Annotated in this window: 21 protein-coding genes, 2 tRNA genes and 2 pseudogenes; 9 read left to right on the forward strand and 16 right to left on the reverse strand. The window is 69.6% G+C overall.

From position 1 onward, the window contains the following. Window positions 1-44 precede the first annotated feature (44 nt). The 3 genes from OH809_RS27410 to OH809_RS27420 are packed head-to-tail and all read left to right on the forward strand — an operon-like array spanning window position 45 to window position 2,770. Window positions 45-884: a 2-aminoethylphosphonate ABC transporter permease subunit gene (locus OH809_RS27410; protein WP_406424947.1), complete on the forward strand. Its 840-nt coding sequence runs from the start codon at window positions 45-47 to the stop codon at window positions 882-884. Continuing rightward, window positions 871-1,668: an ABC transporter permease gene (locus OH809_RS27415; protein WP_406419763.1), complete on the forward strand. Its 798-nt coding sequence runs from the start codon at window positions 871-873 to the stop codon at window positions 1,666-1,668. Before OH809_RS27410 ends, OH809_RS27415 begins: the two co-directional genes overlap by 14 nt. 40 nt (window positions 1,669-1,708) lie before the next feature. Further along, on the forward strand, window positions 1,709-2,770 hold the full coding sequence (locus OH809_RS27420) for a 2-aminoethylphosphonate ABC transporter substrate-binding protein (protein ID WP_406419761.1): 1,062 nt from the start codon (window positions 1,709-1,711) through the stop codon (window positions 2,768-2,770). 361 nt (window positions 2,771-3,131) lie between these two features. On the opposite strand, the gene OH809_RS27425 is transcribed toward OH809_RS27420, so the two are convergent. The 3 genes from OH809_RS27425 to OH809_RS27435 all read right to left on the reverse strand — a co-directional run bounded on the left by OH809_RS27425 (window position 3,132) and on the right by OH809_RS27435 (window position 5,327). After that, entirely contained in the window at window positions 3,132-3,911 is a 780-nt protein-coding gene (locus OH809_RS27425; protein ID WP_406419759.1) for an HAD-IIA family hydrolase, read from the reverse strand. 577 nt (window positions 3,912-4,488) lie between these two features. After that, window positions 4,489-5,178, reverse strand: coding sequence for an SDR family NAD(P)-dependent oxidoreductase (locus tag OH809_RS27430; protein ID WP_406419758.1), 690 nt, complete (start codon window positions 5,176-5,178; stop codon window positions 4,489-4,491). After that, window positions 5,175-5,327 (reverse strand): hypothetical protein, encoded by a 153-nt coding sequence (locus OH809_RS27435; protein WP_406419756.1) that lies wholly within the window; start codon window positions 5,325-5,327, stop codon window positions 5,175-5,177. The genes OH809_RS27430 and OH809_RS27435 overlap by 4 nt, the downstream gene beginning before the upstream one ends. Window positions 5,328-5,551: 224 nt before the next feature. Between OH809_RS27435 and OH809_RS27440 the strand changes: the two genes are divergently transcribed. After that, window positions 5,552-6,139, forward strand: a complete 588-nt coding sequence (locus OH809_RS27440; RefSeq protein WP_406419754.1) for a hypothetical protein — start codon at window positions 5,552-5,554, stop codon at window positions 6,137-6,139. 5 nt (window positions 6,140-6,144) lie between these two features. Then, a complete protein-coding gene (locus OH809_RS27445; RefSeq protein ID WP_406419753.1) occupies window positions 6,145-6,828 on the forward strand; it encodes a class F sortase in 684 nt (227 codons plus the stop codon). Between the two features lie 244 nt (window positions 6,829-7,072). Here OH809_RS27445 and OH809_RS27450 read toward each other — a convergent pair whose 3' ends face one another. The 6 genes and pseudogenes from OH809_RS27450 to OH809_RS27475 form a co-directional block, all read right to left on the reverse strand. Continuing rightward, window positions 7,073-9,820 carry an alkaline phosphatase family protein gene (locus OH809_RS27450; RefSeq protein WP_406419752.1) on the reverse strand — a complete coding sequence of 916 codons (2,748 nt, stop codon included), beginning with the start codon at window positions 9,818-9,820 and terminating at the stop codon, window positions 7,073-7,075. A 4-nt stretch (window positions 9,821-9,824) separates the two neighbouring features. Next, the gene (locus OH809_RS27455) at window positions 9,825-11,183 is read right to left on the reverse strand and encodes an ABC transporter permease (RefSeq protein ID WP_406419750.1); all 1,359 of its coding nucleotides are present in this window, start codon (window positions 11,181-11,183) and stop codon (window positions 9,825-9,827) included. Beyond that, window positions 11,180-12,121, reverse strand: coding sequence for an ABC transporter ATP-binding protein (locus OH809_RS27460; RefSeq protein WP_406419748.1), 942 nt, complete (start codon window positions 12,119-12,121; stop codon window positions 11,180-11,182). Before OH809_RS27460 ends, OH809_RS27455 begins: the two co-directional genes overlap by 4 nt. A 419-nt stretch (window positions 12,122-12,540) precedes the next feature. Continuing rightward, window positions 12,541-12,945, reverse strand: a pseudogene (locus OH809_RS27465) (galactose oxidase); the annotation flags it as partial. Further along, complete coding sequence (locus OH809_RS27470; protein ID WP_406419746.1) at window positions 12,942-13,229, reverse strand: hypothetical protein; 288 nt, start codon at window positions 13,227-13,229, stop codon at window positions 12,942-12,944. The gene OH809_RS27470 and the pseudogene OH809_RS27465, both read right to left, overlap by 4 nt. Window positions 13,230-13,548: 319 nt before the next feature. Next, a tRNA-Lys gene (locus OH809_RS27475) sits at window positions 13,549-13,622 on the reverse strand. 622 nt (window positions 13,623-14,244) lie between these two features. Here OH809_RS27475 and OH809_RS27480 point away from each other — a divergent pair. From OH809_RS27480 to OH809_RS27490, 3 genes and pseudogenes are all read left to right on the forward strand, one after another. Beyond that, window positions 14,245-15,570 carry a peptidoglycan-binding protein gene (locus OH809_RS27480; protein ID WP_406424945.1) on the forward strand — a complete coding sequence of 442 codons (1,326 nt, stop codon included), beginning with the start codon at window positions 14,245-14,247 and terminating at the stop codon, window positions 15,568-15,570. Window positions 15,571-15,595: 25 nt separating this feature from the next. Continuing rightward, window positions 15,596-17,956, forward strand: a complete 2,361-nt coding sequence (locus OH809_RS27485) for an SPFH domain-containing protein (RefSeq protein ID WP_406515764.1) — start codon at window positions 15,596-15,598, stop codon at window positions 17,954-17,956. Between the two features lie 196 nt (window positions 17,957-18,152). Then, a pseudogene (locus tag OH809_RS27490) lies at window positions 18,153-18,467 on the forward strand (AMP-binding protein); the annotation flags it as partial. Window positions 18,468-18,531: 64 nt separating this feature from the next. Here OH809_RS27490 and OH809_RS27495 read toward each other — a convergent pair. The 7 genes from OH809_RS27495 to OH809_RS27525 all read right to left on the reverse strand — a co-directional run bounded on the left by OH809_RS27495 (window position 18,532) and on the right by OH809_RS27525 (window position 23,870). Then, window positions 18,532-18,605, reverse strand: a tRNA-Lys gene (locus tag OH809_RS27495). Between the two features lie 63 nt (window positions 18,606-18,668). After that, a complete protein-coding gene (locus OH809_RS27500) occupies window positions 18,669-19,427 on the reverse strand; it encodes an IclR family transcriptional regulator (RefSeq protein WP_406419743.1) in 759 nt (252 codons plus the stop codon). A 168-nt stretch (window positions 19,428-19,595) separates the two neighbouring features. Then, a complete protein-coding gene (gene ehuA / locus OH809_RS27505) occupies window positions 19,596-20,438 on the reverse strand; it encodes an ectoine/hydroxyectoine ABC transporter ATP-binding protein EhuA (RefSeq protein WP_406419741.1) in 843 nt (280 codons plus the stop codon). Further along, complete coding sequence (ehuD, locus tag OH809_RS27510) at window positions 20,428-21,069, reverse strand: ectoine/hydroxyectoine ABC transporter permease subunit EhuD (protein WP_406419739.1); 642 nt, start codon at window positions 21,067-21,069, stop codon at window positions 20,428-20,430. The genes ehuA and ehuD overlap by 11 nt, the downstream gene beginning before the upstream one ends. Further along, a complete protein-coding gene (gene ehuC / locus OH809_RS27515; protein WP_406419737.1) occupies window positions 21,066-21,806 on the reverse strand; it encodes an ectoine/hydroxyectoine ABC transporter permease subunit EhuC in 741 nt (246 codons plus the stop codon). Before ehuC ends, ehuD begins: the two co-directional genes overlap by 4 nt. A gap of 46 nt (window positions 21,807-21,852) precedes the next feature. Beyond that, the gene (gene ehuB, locus OH809_RS27520) at window positions 21,853-22,755 is read right to left on the reverse strand and encodes an ectoine/hydroxyectoine ABC transporter substrate-binding protein EhuB (RefSeq protein WP_266985319.1); all 903 of its coding nucleotides are present in this window, start codon (window positions 22,753-22,755) and stop codon (window positions 21,853-21,855) included. A gap of 125 nt (window positions 22,756-22,880) precedes the next feature. Continuing rightward, a complete protein-coding gene (locus OH809_RS27525) occupies window positions 22,881-23,870 on the reverse strand; it encodes a D-2-hydroxyacid dehydrogenase (protein ID WP_406419735.1) in 990 nt (329 codons plus the stop codon). 168 nt (window positions 23,871-24,038) lie between these two features. On the opposite strand from OH809_RS27525, the gene OH809_RS27530 reads away from it, so the two are divergent. Beyond that, the gene (locus OH809_RS27530; RefSeq protein WP_406419733.1) at window positions 24,039-24,782 is read left to right on the forward strand and encodes a decarboxylase; all 744 of its coding nucleotides are present in this window, start codon (window positions 24,039-24,041) and stop codon (window positions 24,780-24,782) included. The last annotated feature ends 134 nt before the right edge of the window (window positions 24,783-24,916 follow it).

Here is a 24,916-nt window from a genome sequence, read left to right on the forward strand (position 1 = left end):
CCGGCAGCCGCCTTGTCCTCAATCTCCCCCATAGCCCTAAGGGCATGGGAGGGACCCCCTCGACGGGCTTGAGCAATCTCGTCTGGGCACTCCCGCCCGTCGCCGTCCTCGCCCTCGTCTTCCTCTACCCGTTGGCCCTCGTCGTCCAGCAGTCCGTCAGCCCGGACGGGGGCGGCACCTCGCTCGCCCCGTACGGCGACGTCTTTGACTCCGCGTCGTTCCGCTCGGCACTGACCACCACCGTCTGGCTCGCCGTCGGCTCGACGGTCGGCTGTCTGGTGCTGGGCTTCGTCCTCGCGCTGGTGATCGCCTTCGTGCCGTTTCCCGGCGGCCGGGCGGTCGCCAGGTTCATCGACGTCTTCCTCTCCTTCCCGTCCTTCCTGATCACGCTCGCCCTGCTGTTCATCTACGGCACCGTCGGCATGGCCAACGGCGTCTGGACGGATGTCACCGGGGCGGCGGACGGGCCCTTCCACTTCCTCACCACCCCGTGGGGTGTCCTCCTCGCCGAAATCACGTACTTCACCCCGTTCGTGATGCGGCCGCTGCTCGCCGCGTTCTCCCAGCTCGACACCGCACAACTGGAGGTGGCGTCCTCCCTGGGCGCGAGGCCGGCCCGGATCGTGCGGCAGGTGATCCTCCCGGAGGCGCTCCCGGCGCTCGCCGCGGGCGGCTCCCTCGTCCTCGTGATGTGCCTCAACGAGTTCGGCATCGTGCTGTTCACCGGCGCGAAGGGCGTCACGACCCTGCCGATGCTGGTCTACGGCAAAGCGATCCTGGAGTCCGACTACCCGGCCGCCTGCGTCGTCGCCGTCGTCAACATCGCGATCTCCGTCGGTCTCTACAGCCTGTATCGGATGGTGAGTCGCCGTGTTGGTGCATAGCCGTACCGGGAAGTGGGCCACCTGGGCCGTGTTCTTCCTGCTCTTCGTCCCGCTGTTCGCGGTGCCGCTCCTGGTGATCGTCGTCGCGTCGTTCACCACCAACTGGTCCGGCGCCTTCCCATCGGGGCCGACCACCGAGCACTACAAGGCCGCCACCAGCGGCGACTCGCTCCAGGCCCTCACCACCAGCCTGATCACCGCCGTCAGCGCCAGCCTGCTCGCCCTCACCGTGGGCACCTGGGCCGCGCTCGCCGCCGCCTCGCTGCGAAGGCGCGGACGCCGGTTCCTGGACGGGCTGTTCATGCTGCCGGTCGCCGTGCCGTCCGTCGTCGTCGGTCTCGCCGTGCTCGTCGCGTTCAGCAAGCCGCCGATGCTGCTCAACGGAACGCGCTGGATCGTGATCCTGGCGCACACCATTCTTGTCACAGCGTTTGCCTATCAGTCGGTTTCAGCCGCAATAGTGCGTCTTGACCCAATGTACGAACAGGCGGCGGCCAGTCTCGGCGCCCGCCCGTCCTACGTCCTGTGGCGGATCAGACTGCCGCTCCTGCTGCCCGCCCTCACCGCGGCCGCAGGGCTCTGCTTCGCCCTGTCCATGGGCGAGTTGAGCGCCACGATGATGCTCTACCCGCCCGACTGGACACCCCTTCCGGTGCAGATCTTCGCGGCGACCGACCGCGGCTCGCTCTTCACCGGTGCCGCTGTCGCGGTGGTCCTCATGGGGACGACGCTGCTCGTGCTCCTCGGCGTCGCCCGCATCCGCACCAGGGCCTCGTACCGCTGACACCCCCGCACTTACTCACCTTCCAGGAGATACGACACCCATGCGCAAGAACCTCCTCAAGCCGACAGCCGCCGTCACCGGCTGCCTCGCCCTCGCCGCCACCCTCTCCGCCTGCGGCGGGTCCTCCGCCGCCTCCGACGAGAAGGTCGTCACCGTCTACAGCGCCGACGGGCTCAAGGGCGAGAACGGCGACGGCTGGTACGACAAGGTCTTCAAGGACTTCGAGGCGAAGACCGGCATCAAGGTCAAGTACGTGGAGGGCGGTTCCGGCGAGATGGTGCAGCGCGCCGTCCGCGAGAAGTCCAACACCCAGGCCGACGTCCTCGTCACCCTTCCGCCGTTCATCCAGCAGGCCGACTCCAAGGGCCTCCTGGCGGCGTACGAACCGGCCGGCTCCGACCAGGTCGACGGCGCCGACAAGGCATCCGACGGAAAGTGGACCTCGGTCGTCAACAACTACTTCGGGTTCGTTTACAACAAGAAGGAGCTGAATACCGCGCCCGCCACCTGGGAGGAGCTCCTCGACGGGACGTACAAGGAGAAGGTCCAGTACTCCACCCCCGGAGTCGCCGGTGACGGCACGGCCGTCCTCATCAAGGCCATGCACGACTTCGGCGGCAAGGAGCCGGCGATGGAGTACCTGAAGAAGCTCCAGGCCAACAACGTCGGCCCGTCCGCCTCCACCGGCAAGCTCGCCCCCAAGGTGGACAAGGGCGAACTCCTCGTCGCCAACGGTGACGTCCAGATGAACTACGCCCAGTCCAAGGACATGCCGAACCTCGGCATCTGGTTCCCCGCCAAGGCCGGCTCCAAGCCCACCACCTTCGCCCTGCCGTACGCGGCCGGACTGGTCGACAAGGCCCCGCACGGCGCCAACGGCAAGAAGCTGCTCGACTTCATGCTCTCCGAGCAGGCACAGAAGGACGTCAGCGAGGTCGGCGGCGGCTTCTGCGCCCGTAAGGACATCGAGGCCACGGACGCCAACGCGACCGCGCTGACCGGGCTGATGGACGGCGTGGAGGTCTTCGAGCCGGACTGGTCGGACATCGGCACTCACCTGGACGACTACGTCGACGCCTGGAAGACCGCCACCGGCAGCTGAACCCCTGCTCGGCGGGTCATCGCACCGGTATGGACGACCGGTGATCCGCATCGGAAAGATAACGGGTCTGGACAGAAGCTTAACTCCTCGCCGAAAGCGGGGAGTTGAGCGCATGCCCGGTGGGGGGCCGGATTGGTCCGGATCAGGTACGGGACCGCCGGCCTGCCCGTACCTCTAAAATCGGTGACGTCGGCGCTGCACAACGCGGTGCCGCCGGCGTCCCCGCACGCGGCGTCCGGGCTGCCGTTCCTGGTACTTACCTGTTTGGCCCTGAACTGCGGAAACGCCGGTTTTTGGGCCTCCGAACGCCTTACTTCGGCTGCCTGGCACTCCGCTGCGGGGCGGAGTGCCAGGCCACCACTCAGACGAGGTCGACGAGGTCCGCGATCGAGTCCACGACCCTGGTCGGCCGGTACGGGTAGCGGTCGATCTCACCCCTGGTCGTCAGCCCGGTGAGCACCAGGAAGGTTTCCATCCCGGCCTCCAGCCCGGCCAACACGTCGGTGTCCATCCGGTCGCCGATCATGGCGGAGGTCTCGGAGTGCGCACCGATCGTGTTCAGCGCGCTCCGCATCATCAGCGGGTTGGGCTTGCCGACGAAGTACGGCTCCTTGCCGGTCGCCTTCGTGATCAACGCGGCGACAGAACCGGTGGCGGGCAATGCCCCCTCGGGTGAGGGCCCGGTGTTGTCGGGGTTGGTGGCAATGAAGCGGGCGCCGTTGTTGATCAGTCGGATGGCCTTCGTCAGCGCCTCGAACGAGTAAGTGCGCGTCTCGCCCAAGATCACGAAATCAGGCTCGGCATCAGTCAGCACGTACCCGGCTTCGTGCATGGCGGTGGTCAGCCCCGCCTCGCCAATCACGTAGGCAGTGCCGCCAGGGTGCTGGTTGTCCAAGAACTTGGCGGTGGCCAGTGCCGAGGTCCAGATGTTCTCGACCGGTACTTCGAGACCGATCCGGTTGAGCCGTACCTGTAGGTCTCGGGCCGTGTAGATCGAGTTGTTCGTCAGGACGAGGAACGGCTTGCCCGAATCGCGGAGCTTCTTGATAAAGGCATCCGCGCCGGGGATCGGCACGCCTTCGTGCATCAGCACCCCGTCCATGTCGGTGAGCCACGATTCGATGGGCTTCTGATCTGTCATGGGTGCGGCTCCTGCCATGCGAGGACTCACGGGGTGACCATGCTATTCACTCATCGCATTCAGGGCCTGAACGTCTCGTAGCCCGGACGGGGACCACGGCGGAAACGTCGAAGAGAGTCGTCGAGGACGGCCCGTGTTCGAGGAGCACGAGGACGACGAGGAGCCGCGAACGGTGTGCGTCTGAAGTCCCGTCCGGGAACGGGTTATGGACTGCCTTCAGACGCACGCCGAGGGCAGCTGTTTCCTACACGCGAGTTGGCAGGACTTCCAGGGGGCGCGCTCTACATAGCCCGCGCTCCATGTAAGGACTGCGCGAAGTTGATTAAGACCGACCGGCAATTGGGGGCGGCGTCGATGAGCGGCGTGGTGGGGAGCGCTGACTCCTGCCGAACCAGCCAGGAGTCTGCTAACTCTTCGATCAAATCGCCGAGATGTGCGTGCGGGACGCCGCAGAAGGCAGGATGGGTCAAGGCCGCACGGGCTCACTTCTTGGTCACACTCGAAGAACCTGCGCGGCCGTTGTCACGTCACGGCCCTGGTCGAGCAGCATCGCGGACCGCGTCGTAAACCTCGTCGCCTACCAGGGCAGAGGGCCCGCCGCGTCGAAGTAGCCGCCGGTCGGGCCGTCCGGCCCCAGCTGAGCCATCCGAACGATAATCTCGGCGCCCTGCTCAACGGTCTGCTTGCCCTCGTGCCGGTTCAGGTCCGTCGCGGTGTAGCCGGGCTCCACGGCGTTGATCCGCATCTGCGGAAACGCCTTGGCGAACTGCACGGTGAGCATGTTGACCGCGGTCTTGGAAGTCGGGTAGGCGACTCCCGGGTACCCGTTGCCGGCCTGAGCCAGCGAGGCCAGGCTGCTGCTGACATTGACCACGACCGGGGCGGCGGAGCGTTCCAGCAGTGGCAGGAAGGCGTGAGTCACCCGGACCAGGCCGAAGACGTTGGTCTCGAACACTTCCCGCATCACGTCGGCGGTCAGCTCCGCGGCGCCGATGATGTCGCCTCCCGGTGACCGCACCTCGATTCCGGCGTTGTTGACCAAGACGTCCAGGCCGCCGTCGGCCTCAATGGTGGCCACCGCGGCGGCGACCGACGCATCGTCGGTGACATCGAGTTGCACGAACCGGGCGCCGAGCTCGGCCGCGGCCGCCGCGCCCCGTCCGATGTTGCGCGCTCCCAGGTAGACGGTGTGGCCCGCGGCGATCAGGCGGCGGGCGGTCTCGTGGCCGAGGCCCTTGTTGGCCCCGGTGATCAAGGTTGTCGTCATGGGGCACAGCTTCCCTCCGGGATGATGCGATCGACCAGTGGTTTACGACGCGGTGCGCGATGCGGCTCGACCAGGGCGCCGAGGCTCAACGCCGCCAGGCGGCGGATCTCGGAGGTGTTGTTGTCCTCATAGATGCGGTGCACGTTCACGCGTTTGAGCTGAGCCAAGTCGTGCACGTCTTCGCGCTGGCGGATGACCCGCTGATGATGCGCAGGCCGCCTGCGCGCCTTCCCCGCACCCCCCTCGTTCCCGGCTCTGCCCAGGGCCTGCCTTTTCGGATCGGGCCGGATCCGGAACCCGCACGGCCCAATCCCTCACCCCTGCGGATGCGAAAAGCCGCCGGACGCGTGAACCTTCCATAAGGAGGTTCACGATGCGTTCCATACCCCTCACGTTCTGTGGGGCCGCGGTGATCGCGGCGACCCTGATACCCGCTCCCGCCGCACTGGCCGACTCCGGCTCCGACTCCGGCTCCGGCTCCGGGAAGGACTCGAAGTCCCAAGCCACCCTCTCGGTGACCCCGTCCTCCCTCGCCCCCGGCGATGACGTGGACCTGCAGGTCGACGGCTGCAAGGGCAAGGAGGCCAAAGGGATCTCCGACGCCTTCGCCTCCGACGCGCGCTTCACGGCCGACGACCGCGGCGGGCTCTTGACCCGGGCCAGGATTCGCTCCGACGCCGCGCCCGGCGCGTACGACATCACGGTGACCTGTGACGGCGACAAGGACACCAGGGTGTCCAGCACCGTCACCGTCGTCGCGGGCGACCGTTCCGAACCGCTCGCCCCGATCGCCCCGGTCCGGGCCGGTGGCGGAGGCACCGCAGTGCTCACCGAACAGCCGGCCGAGCAGGACGGCCCCGGCACCGCGCACGCCGTGCTCGGGCTGGCCCTGGCCGCCCTCGCGTCCGTCGCCGTAGCCCTCCGCAGCGCCCGCCGTCGCCGCCGCCCGGCCGCGGACTGAACGAGATGTCCGCCTCGGACCGCCAGGCAGGAACTGGCCGACTGCTCACCGGAGTGGCCTGGGCCATCCTGCTCCTGGGTTTGTGCTTGTGGGGCCGTGGCATCGCCGACGGCTCCGGCGCCAGCTCCGCCCCGACCACCGGCGACATCGCGGCGGTCGGGCGCCCCCACGGCGTACCGCTGCCCGCGGCGCACGCCCCGATCGAGGGCGCGGCGCCGGAACGGGTCGAGATCCCCTCGATAGGAGTCCGGGCCCCCGTCGTCGCCCGCGGACTGGACAAGGCGGGGGCGATCGACCCGCCGCCCTTCGCGAAACCGCAGACCGTCGGCTGGTACGGCAGCGGCACCCGACCCGGCGCTGCGGGCGCCGCGCTCCTCGTCGGCCACGTCGACACCGAGACCAAGCCGGCCGTCTTCTACGGGCTGAGCGCGGCCCGCCCCGGGGCGAAGATCCGGGTCGTCCGGACGGACGGCTCGGTCGCCGAATTCACCATCGACGACGTGCAGGTCTTCACCCGGGAACACTTCGACGCCCACAAGGCCTACGGGCCCCGCAAGGACGGCCGGGCGGAGCTGCGGCTGATCACCTGCGGCGGCACGTTCGACCGCGCGTTGCACGAGTACAACGCCAATGTGGTCGTCTCGGCGTACCTGACCGACGAGAAGCCGTCCGCGGGCAAGTCCGCGTAGCGGGCCGTCCGGTGGATGAGGTACACCTCGCCTGGCCGCCCGCCCGCTTTCCCCCCGGGGCGCCGACCGGGCCGGTCCTCGACCGCGGTGCGCGGGCTGCGGGAGAAGCCCGGCGCCGACGCGGGAGGCAAAGGGGGCGTACGGGCCACTGCGCGTCGCTGTAGGGTGCCCAACTGCCCGCACAGGAGAGGCCCCTGGCCGGCGGTGACGCCGGCCAGGGGCTCCTTTTCGTGATCAGCCTATGTCAGCCGTCGGACTCCGCCGACGGGATGTAGGCACCCGGCACGTCCTTCGGCGCGAAGATCTTCTTCTCGCCGGGGTACGGCTTGCTCCACCCGTGCGTCTCGTACCAGGTGAAGTGGTTCATCTGAGCGGGGTTCGCGAAGTCGAGCAGGGCGTTGGGCCCGGTCATCCGCTGGTGCGACTTCCACTCGTCCCACTGCGCCGCCACCTGCTGCTTGTCCGCCGGCACCTTCGCCGACGGTACGGCCGCGGCGTTCGGGTTCTGCGGCGCGGGGGTGTCCTCGCCGCAGGAAGGCGGGGTCGCCAGACCCGCGGTCAGCGAGACTCGGTTGGGCAGCGCGGTGAACGGCGTGACGTCCGCGTTCTGGGTGAACGCCCCACGCATCGGGCTGGCCGCGCTGTCCTTCTGGTTCATCGGGTGGATCCCGAGGATCTGCTCGATGGTCCGCATCATCGTGATCTGCGAGTAGTAGCGGCTGTCGACCTTGCCGTGCTGCGCCCAGGGGCTGATGATCTGGATCGGGGAACGGTGGCCGTCGACGTGGTCGAGGCCGGCCTGGGAGTCGTCCTCGACGACGAAGATCGCCGAGTCCTTCCAATACTTGCTGTGCGAGATCTCGTCGACCACCTTGCCGACCGCGAGGTCGTTGTCCGCGACCTGAGCGGGCCCGTTCGGCGGACCACCGGTGTGGTTGTTGGGGAACGTGAGCATGTTCAGGTTCGCCGGACCGTTCTTCTCGAAGTCCTGCTTCCAGATCTGGTACCTGTAGACGTCCGGGACGCTGCGGTCGACCGCCGGGAAGCCGGGCACCGACACCTTGTTGAGCGACGGGATCGGCGAGCCCGTTTCTATGGGGTAGGCGGTCTTCTGCCCGGTCGCGTCCATGTTCTTGGCGTCGCAGTACAGGTTCTGCCAGCTCGCGCCGGACGGCTTTCTAAAGACCGAATGGAACTCGCCGAAGTCCCGCACGGTCTTGCCCGCCGCCTGCGCACCGGTCCAGATGAAGCCGGTCTTCTGGTGGCCGAGGGCGTCGTCTTCGGTGGCGTAGCTGCGCACGTACTCACCGGCCGAGGACTCGGAGTACTCCGGGTTGTCGGCCTGCATCAGCCAGTTGTGACCCTCGGCGGAGTTCGTGCCGATGGCGTACGTGTTGTCGTACAGCCCGAACTGCCGAGCCAGCGCATGCTGGTTCGGCGTCACGTTCTCGCCGAACTGCGTGAGCGACGGGTCGCCGTTGCCCTGCGGCATGTCACCGAAGACCTGGTCGTAGGTCCGGTTCTCCTTGACGATCAGGAAGACGTGCTTGATCGTCGAAGGGTCGCCGAGCTTCACCGGGACCGGCACCGGCTTGTTGTCACCTGTGCCCTGGGTGACCCCGCCGCCGTGCCAGCCGTTCTGCGTGAAGACCTTGCCGGTCTCGGACTTGATGACGCTGTCGTCCGGCAGTGTGAACTGCGTCAGGCTCGACGTCGTGTCGTGGGTGCTGTGCCCGCCCCCGTTTCTGGGGCGGCGGGCGTCGATACCACGGGTGTTGGAGACGACCACGTTCTTGCCCACGGTGGTGATCTCCGCGGGGAAGTAGTCCGTCGGGAGCAGGCCGACGTAGCCGGCCGGCTCCTGCGGGGAGGTGTACCGGTAGACGGCGACCGCGTTGGCGCGGCCGAGCGTCACCAGCAGGTGACCGTCGTCGGTGAGCGTCACCGCGTTGGGCTCGTAGCCGACCGACGCCTGCGGCCACGGCTGGGTGGCGATGGTCTGCACGACCTTGTCGTTGGCGGTGTTGATGACCGACACGTTGTCGTCGGCGGTGTTGGTGACGAACACCGCCCCGTTCTTGGCGTACACCGCGGTCGGGTGCAGACCGACGTCGATGCTCCCGGCGGCGGCGGACGGGTCCGCCAGGTTGATGACGCTGACCGTGCCGGTGGTGGTGGCACCGGTGTCCGGGTCGGCCGGCACCTGGGTGCCGTAGGAGTTGATCGTGGTGTCGCCGGCCTTGGCCGGACGCCCGCCCTCGTTGCTGACGTAGAGCTTGTTGCCGACCATGGCGATGCCACGGGGGGCGTTGCCCACGGTCCAGCTCTGCTTGATGGTCCCGGTCGCCGCGTCGACGGCGACCACCCGGTTCTGGCCGTTGACCGCGGAGTACACGGTGGAGCCGTCGGCCGAGAACACCGCCGCACCCACCAGCGCGCGCTTGGAGCCGTCGGCCGGGATCGAGATGGTCGCCGGGTTGGAGAGCGTGCCGTCCGGGTTCACGGTGAACTTGGTGTAGCCGTCGCTCTGGCCCAACCACAGCTGCGAACCATCGGGCGAGTACGTCGGGCCCTCCTGGCCGACGGCGTTGCTCTTGATGCGCAGGTCCGCCGATGCCGAGTTACCGACGCGCTGCTTCACCTGCCCGGTCTTGAGGTCCATGACGACCAGCGCCATCCCACCGTCGGTGACCGAGGCCGCGAGGTGGGTGCCGTCCGGGCTGACTGAGGACGACATGATCTTGCCGTCGTTGATGACGGTGCGGCTGCCGTACGGGGCGATGTACTGGTTGGCGGAGACGACCTGGCCGTCAGCGGTGACCTGGCCGACCTGGTCGGTGCCGAACTGGTGCGTCTGGGCAACAGCGGTGCCCGTGACGGCGAGGGCCACAGCGATGCCCGCCGTTACCAGAGTGGTCCGGCGGCCGACGCGCCTACCGAAAAGGCTGATCTGCGCCTTCTCGTTGATCCGACGCTGCCGTGTTACCTGCATGGAACTATCCCTTCGGGGTGGTGTCCAGCAGTTCGACGTTGCCGTCGAACTGCCAAAGCGGGTTCGGTGCGTCCCCGGTCGGGGTCCGCACCAGGAAGTAGCCGTTCACTTCCTTCGGTCCGTCGCCATCGGCCACGAACCGCCCGTCTGAGGCGACGTCGAGCTGGTAGATGGCCGTCCCTGCGGCCTCGACGCCGGGGAGATGCCAGGTGACGACGCAACGCCAGTCGTTGCCCGGCCCCTGGGGGGCGACCTGGCCGCCGCCCTTGTTGCACGCCGCCGTGACCCGCAGCTGCGCCTCGGTGACGGCGGGGCGGTTGAGCTGCTGGGTCTGTATGCGGTAGAGGTGGGCGAATGCCGTGGCGACCGACCGCTGCACCTTGTCCTGCTCGATTCCGGAACTCATCGACGGGGTCGCAACGGCGACCACCGTGACCGTGAGGGCGGTCAGTCCGACCAGCGGCAGGAGTCCGGTGGTGACCGCGCGGCGCCCGGAGCCGTCGTAGGCCAGGTTGGTGAAGTCGCGCCGCAGGAAAAGCAGGTAGGCCAGCGCGGTCGCGAGCACGGCCCACACCAGGCTGACCGCGATGGCGATCAGGAGCGGGCCGAGCTGTGCCGGGCTGGTGAACAGACCGTTCCAGGAGATGAAGGCGTAGCCGGGCAGGGCGAGGCGCACGGCGACGGGCAGCGGCAGCATCTGGGCGAGCTGCATCGCGAGCGCGACAAGCGCGGGCAGCAGCAGTCCCATCGGGGACCGCCCCAGCGCGACCGACCCGAGGAGTCCGATCGCGGCGAGGGCCAGGGTCGGGGCGAGCACGCAGACCCAGGCGAGCAGGACCTTACCGGCGGCGTCCGCCGGCGTCAGCAGGTGGCCGTCGAGGCCGACCAGCGGCTGGTTGCCGACCGCCACGACCCCGCCGGCCGCGCTGGAACAGGCCAGCCCGGCCACGAGCAGCAGGATGACGGTGAGGCTGGCCAGCGCCTTCGCTGCGAAGATCCGTCGAGGCGACCGGACCGCCACGAGCAGGTGGCGCCAGGTGCCGAGCCGGTCCTCGGAGGCGAACATGTCGCCGGCCACCACCGAAGTCAGCAGCGGGAGCGCCCAGGAGCCCGCGAAACCGAGCGTCACCAGCGGTCCGGCCCACCCCGTGGCGTGCATCCAGCGACCGAAGAGGGTGTCGGTGGGCAGCGTGCTCTGCTGGCTCACCGCGGCGACGAAGAGCGCCGGCGCGATCCAGCAGGCGAGGACCAGCAAGCGGATCCGCCATTGCGAGACCAGCTTGACCAGTTCGAAGCGGTAGGCGCGCGAAACCGAGACGCGGCGGGCACTGCCAAGGTTGTTGTCGGCGATGGTCGCGGTCATCGGCCGGCCTCCTGCTGCTCGGTGAGGGCGAGGAACGCGGCTTCGAGCGGCGACACCACGGGTGCGAGCTCGCGCACCGCGATGCCCGCGTGCACGAGCCTCACCACCAGTTCGTCGAGGGCGGGCACCCGCGCGCGCACGACGAGCACCTCGGCGTCGTGCCGTGCCCCGGCGTCGTCGACGACCCGGATCCCGGCCGTGTCGGCAGCCAGCCCGCGGGCGGCCTGCGGGTCGGAGGTGAGCAGCCGGTAGTCGAGTTCACGGTCCTCGGCGGCCAGCTTGCTCAACGGGCCGGAGAAGACGACCCGTCCGGTGGCGACGATGGTGACCTCGGAGCACAGCGCTTCGAGGTCGTCCATGCGGTGGCTCGAGAGCACGACGCTGGTTCCGTCCGTCGCAAGCCGGGTCAGGACACCGTGGACGTTCTTTTTGCCGGCCGGGTCGAGGCCGTTGGAAGGTTCGTCGAGCACGAGCAGCCGGGGCTTGGTGAGCAGGGCGGCGGCGAGCCCGAGCCGCTGACGCATGCCGAGGGAGAAGCCGCGGGCCCGGTCGTCGGCGACATCGGTGAGCCCGACCTGGTCGAGCACGTCGTCGATCCCCGCTGTCCGCGCGTCGTAGCCACGAAGAGCGGCCAGCGCGGCGAGGTTCTGCCTGGCGGTGAGCGAGGGGTAGAGACCAGGCCCGTCCACGAAGCCGGCAACACCGTCGGGAACGGCGAGCGCCCGCCCGACCGGCGTACCCAGAATCTCGAGGCGGCCGCTGTCGGCGACGGCCAGGCCCAGCAGGAGGCCGAGCAATGTCGTCTTGCCAGCGCCGTTCGGTCCGACCAAGCCGTGGATCTGGCCCTGCGCCACATCCAGATCGATGCCGTCGAGTGCGACGACGTCGCCAAAGCACTTGGTGATCCCGCAAGCCCGGACTGCGGCGAGAGCGTCCATGAGTCCCTTCCTTTGAAACCTTCAAGGACCGTAGAGACGGCACACGACGCAGGCACAGACAGCTGGTTGAACCTTTATGGAACGGGAGACGACCGGCATCCCTTGACTGAACCCCTGACGCCGGGGTTCCACAGAAGCGAGGCAGCCCTAGTCCACGAAAAGGGGGTCTGATCTGCGGGAATGCGCGGCGGCATGGCGACGGGGCGTGTCACTAGGCGCTGACATAACTGCAGGTCAGCGGCCCTGGACCTGTCAAGTCCACTACTGGGGCGTTGCGTTGCGAGGCACCACGCTACCGGCCCGTGGCGCACCACACGGCCTGCCTTTGCGAGCGTTCACCGAGTCAAGATGCTTGCATATCAGGGCAATTAGCCTCGTTGTCAGGAAGACCGCCGGGTAGGTGGGGAACTTCCGGATTCGCCGGCTATCAGCAGCCGGCCGTCCGGCAGCTGGGTGTGACCGGAGCAGAACATGTCCTTGGGCGTGGGTATGTTCGTGAACGTGCCGGTCCCCGGGGCCCACAGCACGGACCGGAAGCTCTTCGCGCCGAAGTTCTTCTGGTTGCTGCCGGAGCCCGCGACGAGCAGCACCTTGCCGGTGTGCAGCAGCGCGGCATGGATCGTATTGATCCGGAACTCGGACGGGACGTCGAGGAAGTCCCAGTGGCCGTTGGCGGCCTTGTACTCCGGCTTGTTGATCTTGTACTCGTGGTAGCGCTCGCTGCTGACGCGGTACAGCCACGGCCCGTTCGCCCCCGCGAGCGCCAGTACCACCGCCGTACTGATCGCCATGCGGCGGGTACGGCAGCCAGGACGGTACGTCATTGGTTACGTCCCCCCAGGGCGATCTGCACGGTCTGGTCGTCGGACACCCAGTGCGGTTTTTCCTGCGGGGCATGCGCCGGATGCGGAGCCGGTGCGCTGTCCTGCGAGGGTGGTCCGCCGCGCCGCTGCTTCTTCTCCGCGTGGACGGTGTACCGCCAGCCGAAGATCGGCGCCGCGGTGATCAGCAGGCCCCGGCCCGCGGTCCTGGGCTGCGGGGGTATCCGCAGCTGCGTGGTCCGGGAAGGGTCGTTGTTCTGCCGGGCGCCTGTCGGCGTCGACGTCATGGGTCATCCCCCTGCGCGCATGCTGGCTGCGCGGTCGGTCGTCTCGTCCGCCGCGTATCCCCCTCGATCGCGGCGGACGACCTCTCTGGCGGACGCCTTCCCCTCAAGGGAAGGCGCCCTTCCGGTCGCCCGGTGCCCCTTCGGCATCCGTTCATGAGCGGATACCCCCCATCCCGCGGTACACGCAAACCGGAACTGGTGTACGAGGGGAGCTTTTCGGCCCCCGGGAGACGGCTCGGGGTCGCCCGCCGGGCGCGGGTGGGGTGAGGGCATACGAACAAGGCCCCCTCACGTGAAGTGAGGGGGCCTTGACTCTGCGTGCGCCGCCAGGGACTCGAACCCCGGACCCGCTGATTAAGAGTCAGCTGCTCTAACCAACTGAGCTAGCGGCGCCTGTCGACCTGGAGAACTCTACCCGACGCAGCGGAGTGCTCCTGACCATTTCCCGCCACCACGGCCTGTCGGGTGGTCGTTTTTTCTGCTTTTCCGTCAATATGCAATATGTCGGGAGAGTTAGACACTGACGCCCGTACAGATGTGCCCAAAGATCTTGACGAGTGCGGAGGGGATTCGCATGACTGCGCCGGCCTTCGAGGAGTACGTGCCCGCCATCGACTGCACCTGTGCGGGGTGCGCCGCGCAACGGCGCGCCGCCGCGCGTGCCCTGCCCACGCGGTACGGAGGGCACCCCGCTGCGCATGGTGCACGGCGCGTGCTGGTGCTGGCCACGGCGGCCGGCGTGGTGCTGAGCACCGGCGCGGCCGGGGCGGTGAGCGCGGTGACCGGGCTCGCGCCCGGGGCCGGCTGGACGGATGGGACGACGGATCCGGGCGATGCGGGTGATCCGGGGCCGGTCGATTCGGATGTGGGTAATCCGCAGGGCCTGCCCGGTCCGCTGAGGACCGGCTCGACGGATGGGACGACGGATCCGGGCGATGCGGATGATGCGGGCGATGCGGGTGATCCGGGGCCGGTCGATTCGGATGTGGGTAATCCGCAGGGCCTGCCCGGTCCGCTGAGGACCGGCTCGACGGATGGGACGACGGATCCGGGCGATGCGGATGATGCGGGCGATGCGGGTGATCCGGGGCCGGTCGATTCGGATGTGGGTAATCCGCAAGGCATGCCCGGTCCGCTGAAGCCCGGTGCCGCCCACGCGGTGAGCGCGGTGACCGGGCCTGTGCCCGGGTCCGCCCGGACGGACGAGACGGCGGATCCGGGCTCGGGTACGGCCGATGCGGATGTGGGCAATCCGCAGGGTATGCCCGGTTCGCTGAACGGTGCTGGGAGCCCGGGACCGCCGTCGTCCGGCGGTTCGAAACCGGCACTGAGCAAGGTGACCCGGGCGGACATCATCAACCGGGCCAAGAAGTGGGTGAGCGCGAAGGTCCCGTACAACATGGCGAAGTACTGGTCCGACGGGTATCGGCAGGACTGCTCCGGCTATGTGTCGATGGCCTGGAAACTGAAGCGCAACGAGTGGACCGGCAGCCTCGCCGAGTACGGGACCCGGATCGCGCGCGCGGAGCTGCAGCCCGGCGACATGCTGCTCTTCCACAACCCGGCCAACCCCTCGAAGGGCTCGCACGTCACAATCTTCGGGGGCTGGACCGACTACACGCACACCCATTACACGGCCTACGAACAGACTCCTGCGCACACGCGCAAGCAGACGACGCCCATGGCCTACTGGACCAATTCCGGCAAATACCTTCCGTACCGCTACAAGGGCCTGACCACGGGAACCAACAAGTACGGCAGCGGAGCCGGAGCGGGAGGCAGCGGGTCGGCGACGGCGTTCCCGGGCACCACGAAATTCGGTGCGGGCGTCAGCAACACGTACGTCACCCAGCTCGGGCGGATGCTCGTGGACCGCGGCGGAAGGCACTTCTACAGGGTCGGACCCGGGCCGGGCTGGGGCGACGCCGACCGGCGTGCGACCCGGGCGTTCCAGAGGGCACAGGGCTGGAAGGGCAAGGAGGCCGACGGCGTCCCCGGCCCGCACACCTGGCGCCTGCTGATGAACGGGACCGGCCGCGACATCCCGGCGAGCGCAAGCGGAAGCACGGGCGGCGGCAGTCAGGGGAGCGGTTCGCATGCGGCCCCGGCCTTCCCCGGCCGGAGCTATTTCCGGCCGGGTCGGTCCAACAGCCATGTCGACAGGCTCGGCAGACAGTTGGTGAAGAAGGGATACGGCAGGTACTACACGTCGGGCCCCGGACCCCGGTGGACGGAGGCGGACCGGCGCAACGTCGAGGCCTTCCAGCGCGCCCAGGGCTGGCGGGGCGCCGAGGCCGAGGGCTACCCCGGCCCGGAGACCTGGCGGCGACTCTTCGCGTGAGAACACGGACATGACGGAGGCGGGAATGCGATCCAGGGTGTCGGGCAGCTCCGGAATTCCGGAGGACGGGAAGGAACGGGAGCAGATGAGCGGCGGAGTGGACGACACGGAGGGTGCCGGAGGCGCCAGGACCGGCCGGGACGCGGGTGCGGATGTGTGGCCGGGCGCCGGTCCGGCATCGGTTCCGGGCGTGGAGGCTGGGGGTGGCTCCGGTGTGGGTACGGAGGCGGAGGCCGGCCGGGACGCGGGTGCGGATGTGTGGCCGGGCGCCGGTCCGGCATCGGTTTCGGGCGTGGAGGCTGGGGGTGGCTCCGGTGTGGGTACGGAGGCGGAGGCCGGCCGGGACGCGGGTGCGGATGTGTGGCCGGGCGCCGGTCCGGCATCGGTTTCGGGCGTGGAGGCTGGGGGTGGCTCCGGTGTGGGTACGGAGGCGGAGGCCGGCCGGGATGCGGGTGCGGATGTGTGGCCGGGCGCCGGTCCGGCATCGGTTTCGGGCGTGGAGGCTGGGGGTGGCTCCGGTGTGGGTACGGAGGCGGAGGCCGGCCGGGATGCGGGTGCGGATGTGTGGCCGGGCGCCGGTCCGGCATCGGTTCCGGGCGTGGAGGCTGGGGGTGGCTCCGGTGTGGGTACGGAGGCGGAGGCCGGCCGGGACGCGGGTGCGGATGTGTGGCCGGGCGCCGGTCCGGCATCGGTTCCGGGCGTGGAGGCTGGGGGTGGCTCCGGTGTGGGTACGGAGGCGGAGGCCGGCCGGGATGCGGGTGCGGATGTGTGGCCGGGCGCCGGTCCGGCATCGGTTCCGGGCGTGGAGGCTGGGGGTGGCTCCGGTGTGGGTACGGAGGCGGAGGCCGGCCGGGACGCGGGTGCGGATGTGTGGCCGGGCGCCGGTCCGGCATCGGTTCCGGGCGTGGAGGCTGGGGGCGGCTCCGGTGTGGGTACGGAGGCGGAGGCCGGCTCGGATGCCGTCCTCGACCTCGTGCTCGACCTGGCCCCGGGTGACGCGGCGGACCCCGCCTTCGGTGTGGCCCCGGTGTCGGTTCCGGCTGCGGCTTCGGCGCCGGCCCTCGACCCGGACTCGGACCCGCTGACCCGCCCGCTCCTGGACGCCCTGTCCGACACCACGCCGCTGGCTCGGACCGAACCCGGCCCCGACGCGCCGCACGGCACACCGCCCCCCACGGAGCCGGGGCCCGCCTCGGCCGCCGAAGCCATCCCCGTACCGGAGTCCGGATCGCCCCCCGTACCGGTGTCGGAACCCGACGACGCCGTGACCGGGCGGCGGCCCGTCGCCATCGCCAAGGAGCGCGCCGCCTCCATCCCCGTACACCTCCTCTTCCGGGGCGCGTCCGAGTACACCGACGCTGTCGCTCTCCCCTCCGGTCTCGCCAAGGGGGCCGGCGGCGGCGATAAGCCGGCGGGCCGGCGACGTGCGCCCGTGGCTCACGGGGCGCAGGTGAAGGCGCCCACCAGGCCCGCGCCGGTGGGCGATCCGCGGCTGACCGAGAAGCCGGGGCCCGCGCTGCCCGGGTGGGCGGCGGTGCTCGCAGGGCTGGCCGGGATCGCCGGCGGTGGGGCGGTGCTGTGGTGGGTCGGCGCGCTGCCCGCCGGGGTGCTCGCCCGGCTCGGGATCGGCTCGCGTCCGTACGACGGCATCGGCACCGGGGCATGGGTGGCGCTCGCCGCCCTGGTGACCGTCGTGTTCTTCGCGCTCGGCGGTCTGACTCGCGGCCGCGTCGGGCACGCATGGGTGATGACGCTCTTCGGTGACTACCGGGGGAGCGTGCGGCGGACGGGGCTCGTCTGGGTCAGCCCGCTGCTGCTGCGCCGCCGGGTCGACGTACGGCTCCGGCACTGGCGCAGCGAACCGCTGCCCGCGGTGGATGCGAACGGCACGGCGCTGCGCGTCGTCGTCCTCGTCGTGTGGCGGATCAAGGACACCGCGCGGGCGACGCTCGGGGTGGCGGACCACGAAGAGTACCTGTGCGCGCAGGTCGAGGCGGCGATGGCGAGGGTCCTCTCGCAGCTGCCCACCGACGCGTTCCACGAGGACGCCCACACGCTGCGCGATGCGGAGGCGGTCGGTGACGCGCTGACCGGGATGCTGAAGGCGGACTGCGAGCCGGTGGGCATCGAGGTGTACTCCGCGCAACCGACCGGCATCGAGTACGCGCCGGAGCTCGCCGCCGCGATGCAGCGTCGCCGGATCGCCGCCATCGACGCCCAACACCGCGACAGTGTGCTGACTTCGGTGATTGACGCGGTGGACGACACGGTCAACCGGCTGACCACGCGGGGTCTCGTGGAGCTCGACCATTATGAACGGAATGCGCTGGTCAAGGACTTGACGGTGGCCTTCTGCACCGGACACAGCGGTGCGGGCGGGGCCTGACGGCGCGTCCGTACCGCGTCGACGGCGAACCGGAATCCCATTCCCATTCCCCCGTCTGGACCATCGCGGATACCGGGAACGCGTTCTATGCGTGCCCCTGTTCGGTTCTGGCGCGTAGTCAGTTACCGTGCGACGCCATGGGGAGCGCAGGCACCGTCGCGGAGCCCGTACAGCGCCAATGGGGCGACCACCGGCGGCGAAGCCGGGCGAGGCGGTGCTCCGGGAGATCGGGCGCGGGACCCGGATGCTGCTCTACTTCACCTCGGGGTCGACCGGTGCGCCCAAGGCCGCGATCTGCACCCAGGGGCGACTGGCGGCGGCCGGGCAGTCGCTGGTCGACCACTTCGGGGTGCGGCGCGGCGACGTCCACTACATCTGCATGCCGATGTTCCACGGCAACGCAGTGATCGCCGACTGGGCCCCCGCGCCGGCGGGCGGCGCCGCGGTCGCCCTGCGCCGCCGGTTCTCGGCCTCCGGCTTTCTCGACGACGTGCGACGCGCGTACGGAGCGGCGGACGGCGAAAAGCGCCCAGGGCGGTCCACGTGTGTACGTGAACCGCCCTGGGCGTTGTCTGTGCGCCGCCAGGGACTCGAACCCCGGACCCGCTGATTAAGAGTCAGCTGCTCTAACCAACTGAGCTAGCGGCGCCTGCTGACTCGAAAATAATACCTGGTCCTCAGGGGTGCTGGTGACACGTGCCGACCAGCGCTCCTAGAGGGCCAGTGACAGCAGAACCGGAGCCGCCCGCCGGTTCAGCGTGTCCGCCGCCGAGCGCAGCCGGTGCGCGTGCTCGATCGGCAGCGACAGCGCCAGGCAGCCGGCCGAGGAGCCCGCCGTGAGCGGCACGGCCGCGCAGACGGTGCCCACCGCGTACTCCTGGAGGTCGAGCACCGGGACTGTCGCCGGCTGGCTGTCCAGCTTGGAGAAGAGGACCTTCTCGTTGGTGATGGTCCGCGAGGTGAGCCGGGCGATCTTGTGGCGCGAGAGATGGTCGCGGCGGCCGTTCTGGTCGAGCTGGGTCAGCAGGCACTTGCCCATCGCGCTGGCGTGCGCGGCGGACCGGAAGTCCACCCACTCGTTGACCGCGGGGGTGCGCGGACCGTCGGCGTACTGCGTGACCCGGATCTCACCGTCGACGTACCGGCTTATGTACACCGCGGCGCCGACCGAATCGCGCAGCTGGTCCAGGGTCTGCTGGAGCTTGTTCTCCAGTGCCTGCCTGCGGGCGGCCCCGGAGCCGAGCAGCAGGAGTGAGGCGCCGACCACATAGGTGCCGTCGGACACCTGCTCGATGTAGCCCTCGCGGCGCAGCGTCAGCAGCAGTGAGGCGAGATGCCCCGCCGGCAGTCCCGTCTCCCGGGAGATCTGGGTGTCCGTCACGCCGGTGCCGTGCTTGGAGACCGTTTCGAGAACACGAAGGGCGTACTGCACCGAGTGGAACGGTGCGGTCGGTTCGGGCTTCAACGCCACGGTTTCCCCCTATCAGGTTGTGACCGCAAGCTTTGGCACCACGATAGCCGCCAAGAGGCTTTTGGTGGGGGCCTGTTGATGAGTTCTCGGTGTGCCCCACGGCGCTGTCAGCTGGGGTGCGCTCGATTGGCATATGCCAGAGTCAACGACGATCGACGGACGGCGAGGTCACAGCACCGCGTCGAGGAACTCGCGCGTACGTTCATGTTCGGGAGCGGTGAAGATTTTTTCCGGCGGACCGGCCTCCACCACCCGCCCTGCGTCGAACATCAGCACCTTCTCCGAGACGTCACGGGCGAAATTCATCTCGTGGGTCACGCAGAGCATGGTGATGTCGGTGGTCCGGGCGATGTCGGACAGCAGGTCCAGCACGCCCGCCACCAGCTCCGGGTCGAGCGCGGACGTCACCTCGTCCAGCAGCAGGATCTCCGGCCGCATCGCCAGCGCCCGGGCGATCGCCACCCGCTGCTGCTGGCCGCCGGAGAGCTGGGACGGGTGTGCGTCGGTCTTCCCGGCCAGCCCGACCAGGTCGAGCAGCTCGCGCGCGCGGCTCTCCGCCTCGTCCCGGTCCATGCCCAGCACGCTGATCGGCGCCTCGGTGATGTTCTGCAGCACCTTCATGTTCGGAAACAGATTGAACTGCTGGAAGACCATCCCGATCTTCTTCCGGGCCTCGCGCAGATGCTTCTCACCCGCCGGCTTCAGGCCGCCGTCCGGCGTCCGGACATGGGACAACGGCGCGCCGTCCACCCAGATCACGCCGCCGCTCACCTTTTCCAGCGTCATCAGGAGCCGCAGGATCGTGGTCTTTCCCGAGCCGCTCGGCCCGATCAGCGTGACGTGCTCGCCGCGCCGCACCGAGAAGTCCAGCTCGTCGAGGACGACGTGGTCGCCGTACCGCTTGACCACGTGGTCGAAGCGGACCAGGGCGTCCGTGCCCGCGGCGGAGGGCGCGGCGTCCTGGGGCGCTGCGGCCGCCGTCTTCTGCAGGGGGAGAGGTTCAGTGGCCAAGGCGCTTCTCCAGCTTTCTCATCAGCAGTGAGGTGGGGTAGCTCGCGACCAGGAAGACCAGTCCGGCGAGCGTGAATGCCTCGGTGTACGCGAAGTGGGCGGCCCCGTACCTGCGGGCCTCGAAGACCATTTCCTGCACCGTGATCACGGCGAGGAACGGGGTCTCCTTGAACATCGAGATCGCATAGTTGCCGAGGGCGGGCAGCACCTTGCGTACCGCCTGCGGCAGGACCACGGCCTGCCAGGTCCGCCGCGGCGACAGCGAGAGCGCCCGGCAGGCCTCCCACTGGCCCTTCGGCACACCGTCGATCCCGGCGCGGTACACCTCGGAGGTGTAGGCGGCGTAGTGGATACCCAGCACCACGATGCCGATGGTCAGCGGCTCCACCGAGGTGAAAAAAGCTGCCGCGCCCACCAGCTGGACCAGCAGCGGGGTGGACCGGACGAACTCCATGACGGCCCGCACCGGCACCGTCACGAACCGGCTCGGCGCCCGCCCGGCGACCGCGACGGCCAGCCCGAGGACGGCCGCGACGAGCGTGCCGAGCACGGTCGCCAGCAGCGTGACCTCGAACCCTTGCAGGACCAGGGGCAGGACGTCGCCCGCGGCGTTCCAGTCGAAGCCGTTCACCGGGCACCTCCGGCGGTCGTCGCCACGGCGTCCACCGCGGAGCGGGTGCGCAGCAGGGAGCCCGCGCCGGTCGGCAGTCCGAGCCGCCGCTTGGCGGTCCGCTCGAGCAGGTTCATCAGCAGGGTCAGCGCGTACGCGAGGACGAAGTAGACCGCCAGCAGGGTCAGATACGCGGTGAGGGTCTCCCCGGTACGGTCGCGCAGCTGCTGGATCACAGTCATCAGATCGGCCGCGGAGATCAGCCACAGCAGCGGCGTGCACTTCAGCAGCTGGATCAGCAGATTGGTGAAGGGCGGAATCATCTGCACCCAGGCCTGCGGCAGGATCACCTTCCGCATCCGCTGGACCGGCGTCAGGTTCAGTGCGACGGCCGCTTCGTGCTGGGCACGCGGTACGGAGTTGATGGCGCCGCGCACCACCTCGGAGCCGTACGCCCCGTAGTTGAGGCCGAACGCGACGACGCCGCAGAGCAGCGGCGTCAGCTCGTACCCGGTCAGCGGCGGCATCGCGTAGTACAGCCAGAACAGCTGGATGTAGAGCGAGGTGCCGCGGAAGAACTCCACGACCACCCGGGACACACCGCGCACCGTGAGCATCCTGCTGATGGCCATCAGCCCGAGGACGAACGACAGGAGCAGGGCGAGCAGCGAGCCCAGCACCGTGGCCTGGAGGGTGACCCACAGCCCCGACCGGAGCTGGGGGAGATTGTCGGAGAAGGCGGAGAAGAAGTCGCTCATGCGGCGCTGCCCGTCCCTGTCGGCGTGGCCAGCCCGGCCGGAACCGTCAGCCCTTGCACAGATCCGCCGTCCGCAGCGTGGCCGGGGGGAGCTCGGTGGCGCCGAAGCCGTACTCCTGGAGCAGCTCCACATAGCGCGAGCTGTCGGACACGATCTTCTTCAGTTCGCGGTTGAAGGAGTCCCGCAGGTCCTCGTTGCCCTTGCGGAAGACGGCGCCGCCGGGGCTGTACTGCTTCTTCCCGTCGAGCTCCGGCAGGAACGCCTCGGTGACCTCGGTGCCCGGGTTGGTCTTCGCGAGCCAGCGCAGCGAGATTCCGGTGAGCAGGAAGGCGTCGATCCTGCCTCCCCTGACCGCGTCGGCGCCGTCCTGCGGCTTCTGCAGCGTCTTGATCTTCTCCTTCGAGATGCCCGCGCCCTCGGCGTACGAGCCCTCGACCGCACCCGACATCACACCGACGGTGATACCGGCGGCCTTCGCCGACGCCAGGTCCGTGACCTTCTTCGGGTTGCCCTTCTTCACCATCAGAGCGGTCGGAGAGATGAACTCCGGCTCGGAGAAAAGGGCGTTGGCGCAGCGCTCGGGGGTGATCGCCATGCCCGCGCTGACCACGTCGTACTTTCCGGCCTGCAGTCCGGGTATCAGCCCGTCCCACTCGGAGAGGGTGGGCTTCAGCTCCTCGACCCCGAGCGCCTTGAAGATCTCCCGGTGCAGGGTGGGCGCCTCACCCTTGAGTTCCTTGCCCTCCAGGTAGCCGTACGGGGCCTCGTTGGCGTATGCGACCCGGACGAAGCCCTGCTTGCGGAGCTTGTCGAGCGCCCCCGCGCCGTCCGTGCCACCGGAGGCGGTCTTGCTGCACGCCGCGAGCGCGCCGGGCACGACGAGCAGGCCGCCCACGGCTGTTGAGCGGCTGAGAAAGCCCCGGCGGGACAGGTTCGGGAAGTCGGCCATGGTTCGCAATCTCCTGGAACGGACGAACAGTTCGGACAGGAGGAACGCCTGCCCGATTCCGTACGTCTATGCAGGAAGCGGCCCGGTGTGACCGAACGGTGTCCGGAAGGTGACCTCTCCGTGTCTCAATGCGCAGACGTGTCAACGCCGTTCGGGGCGCCGGGGACATCCGGGGAGGGAACGTATCCGCACCGCTTGTCGACCACGTTCGGCAACGGCTCCCCGGCCGCCCACCGTTCGTACATCTCCACGAACTGCTCGCCCAGCCGGTCCCGCCAGCCCACGGTGTCGCCGCTCATGTGCGGCGAGACGATCAGCCCCGGTACGTCCCACAGGCCACTGCCCGGAGCGAGCGGTTCGTGCTGGAAGACGTCGAGCGCCGCGCCCGCGATCCACCGTCGGCGCAGCGCGTCGGCGAGATCGTCCTCGACGACCATCGGGCCTCGCCCCACATTGATGAAGCGGGCCGAAGGCTGCATCAGCCCGAAAAACCGCGCGTCGAACATCCCGCGCGTCCGTTCCGTCAGGGGCGCCGCGCAGATCACCCAGTCGGCGAGCGCCGCCAGCCGGTCCAGATCCTCGGCGCCATGGATGGTGCGCCGCGCCGTACGCCCCACGAGCGCCACCTGGACGCCCAGTGCGTTGAGCAGCCGGGTGATCTCGCGGCCGATCGGCCCGGCCCCGACGACGACCGCGCGGGCGCCCGCGAGCTGCTGCGACTCGCGGTGGTGCCAGCGCCGCCGGCGCTGCAGCTCCAGTGTGCCGGGGACGTCCTTGGCGAACGCGAGCACCAGGCCCAGCACGTATTCGGCGATCGGCTGCTCGAAGATGCCCCGCGCGTTGGTCAGCACGGTGTCGGACCCGGCCAGCTCCGGGCAGAGCAGCCGGTCCACTCCCGCGCTGGCCGTGTGCACCCACCGGGGCCGCGGTCCGTCGCCGGGCCAGGCGGCGCGTACCGCGTCGGAGGTGAAGTCCCACACCAGCAGGGCGTCGGCGTGCGGCAGCTCCCCGGCGAGGCCGGCCTCGTCCACGTAGCGGATCCGGACCCGGCCGGTCAGCCGGCCGAGGCGCGGCGACGGGGCGGCGTCGAGTACGAGGAGGGTGGGCTCTGACATCAGGGAGTGGTCGCCTCGTCAACGTCTGAGATGTACGGATTGACCACGCTCGCACCCGGGCCCGCGCCCGTCAACGCCAAGGTCGGCAGGGGTGCGGGCGCCGGAGGAATACTGGGCAGTGGGGAGGGCAGCGGCAGAACAGCGGTCCAGCAGTGCAGGAGGGTGAATATGACGACCGTCGGTTTCCTCTATCCGGGCCATTTCGCGGACGACGACTTCCCGCGCATGGAGGTCATCCTCGACACCACCATCAGGCTCGTCGTCAACCGCACGGAGCCGGGCGAGGACGACCGCCGTACCGAGATCCTGCGGCAGCGGGGCGCACCCGAACGCCTCGCCGCCGGGGTCGAGGAGTTGCGGCGCGCCGGTGCCGAGTCGGTGGTCTGGGCCAGCACCGGCGGGAGTCTCGTGTACGGGTGGGAGGGCGCCCATCAGCAGAGCACCGCTCTGGCCAGGGCGGCGGGGCTGCCCGCATCGAGTACGTCGCTCGCCTTCGTCCACGCGGTACGGGCGCTGGGCGCCGCGCGTGTCGCGGTCGCCGCTCCGTACACCGAGGAGATCGCCGGACTCTTCGGCGACTTCCTGGCCGCCGCGGGCGTCGAGGTGGTCGCCGTGCGCGGCGCCGGCGTCACCTCCGCGGCCGCGGCCGCGGGGTGGGGGCTGGACCGGCTGAAGGAGCTCGCGGTTGCCGCGGACCGGCCGGACGCGGAGGCGGTACTGCTGCCGGACAACGCCGTGCACACCGCCGCGCACGTCCGTGACCTGGAGGAACTCCTCGCCAAACCGGTCCTCACCGCGAACCAGGTGGCGGTGTACGAGGCTCTGCGGCTGGCCCGTCGCCGCACCTGGGCGCCCCAGCTCGGCACGCTGTTCGCCACCCGGGAGGCGCCGCCCGCGCCGGTCGGGAAGTGACCGGCCGGGAATAAACGGAGACAACCTCCTGTTAGGTTTCCCCGGACGCACGAGCATCACCGGAGAGGCCTTCACGTGGACAAGAACCGAGGCGACAAGAACCGAGGCGACGAGAACCGAGGCGACGAGAACCG

Source organism: Streptomyces sp. NBC_00873 (genome assembly GCF_045207415.1).
Classification (GTDB): domain Bacteria; phylum Actinomycetota; class Actinomycetes; order Streptomycetales; family Streptomycetaceae; genus Streptomyces.

Excerpts from the sequence above, each read along its gene's own strand:
- OH809_RS27440 (WP_406419754.1), top strand. The coding sequence starts at position 5,552 with ATGCGTTCCATACCCCTCACGTTCTGTGGGGCCGCGGTGATCGCGGCG.
- ehuB (WP_266985319.1), bottom strand. The coding sequence starts at position 22,755 with ATGGCCGACTTCCCGAACCTGTCCCGCCGGGGCTTTCTCAGCCGCTCA.
- OH809_RS27470 (WP_406419746.1), bottom strand. The coding sequence starts at position 13,229 with ATGACGTCGACGCCGACAGGCGCCCGGCAGAACAACGACCCTTCCCGG.
- OH809_RS27525 (WP_406419735.1), bottom strand. The coding sequence starts at position 23,870 with ATGTCAGAGCCCACCCTCCTCGTACTCGACGCCGCCCCGTCGCCGCGC.
- OH809_RS27530 (WP_406419733.1), top strand. The coding sequence starts at position 24,039 with ATGACGACCGTCGGTTTCCTCTATCCGGGCCATTTCGCGGACGACGAC.
- ehuC (WP_406419737.1), bottom strand. The coding sequence starts at position 21,806 with ATGAGCGACTTCTTCTCCGCCTTCTCCGACAATCTCCCCCAGCTCCGG.
- OH809_RS27455 (WP_406419750.1), bottom strand. The coding sequence starts at position 11,183 with ATGACCGCGACCATCGCCGACAACAACCTTGGCAGTGCCCGCCGCGTC.
- OH809_RS27485 (WP_406515764.1), top strand. The coding sequence starts at position 15,596 with ATGCGATCCAGGGTGTCGGGCAGCTCCGGAATTCCGGAGGACGGGAAG.
- OH809_RS27445 (WP_406419753.1), top strand. The coding sequence starts at position 6,145 with ATGTCCGCCTCGGACCGCCAGGCAGGAACTGGCCGACTGCTCACCGGA.
- OH809_RS27430 (WP_406419758.1), bottom strand. The coding sequence starts at position 5,178 with ATGACGACAACCTTGATCACCGGGGCCAACAAGGGCCTCGGCCACGAG.
- OH809_RS27410 (WP_406424947.1), top strand. The coding sequence starts at position 45 with ATGGGAGGGACCCCCTCGACGGGCTTGAGCAATCTCGTCTGGGCACTC.
- OH809_RS27450 (WP_406419752.1), bottom strand. The coding sequence starts at position 9,820 with ATGCAGGTAACACGGCAGCGTCGGATCAACGAGAAGGCGCAGATCAGC.
- OH809_RS27425 (WP_406419759.1), bottom strand. The coding sequence starts at position 3,911 with ATGACAGATCAGAAGCCCATCGAATCGTGGCTCACCGACATGGACGGG.
- OH809_RS27460 (WP_406419748.1), bottom strand. The coding sequence starts at position 12,121 with ATGGACGCTCTCGCCGCAGTCCGGGCTTGCGGGATCACCAAGTGCTTT.
- OH809_RS27420 (WP_406419761.1), top strand. The coding sequence starts at position 1,709 with ATGCGCAAGAACCTCCTCAAGCCGACAGCCGCCGTCACCGGCTGCCTC.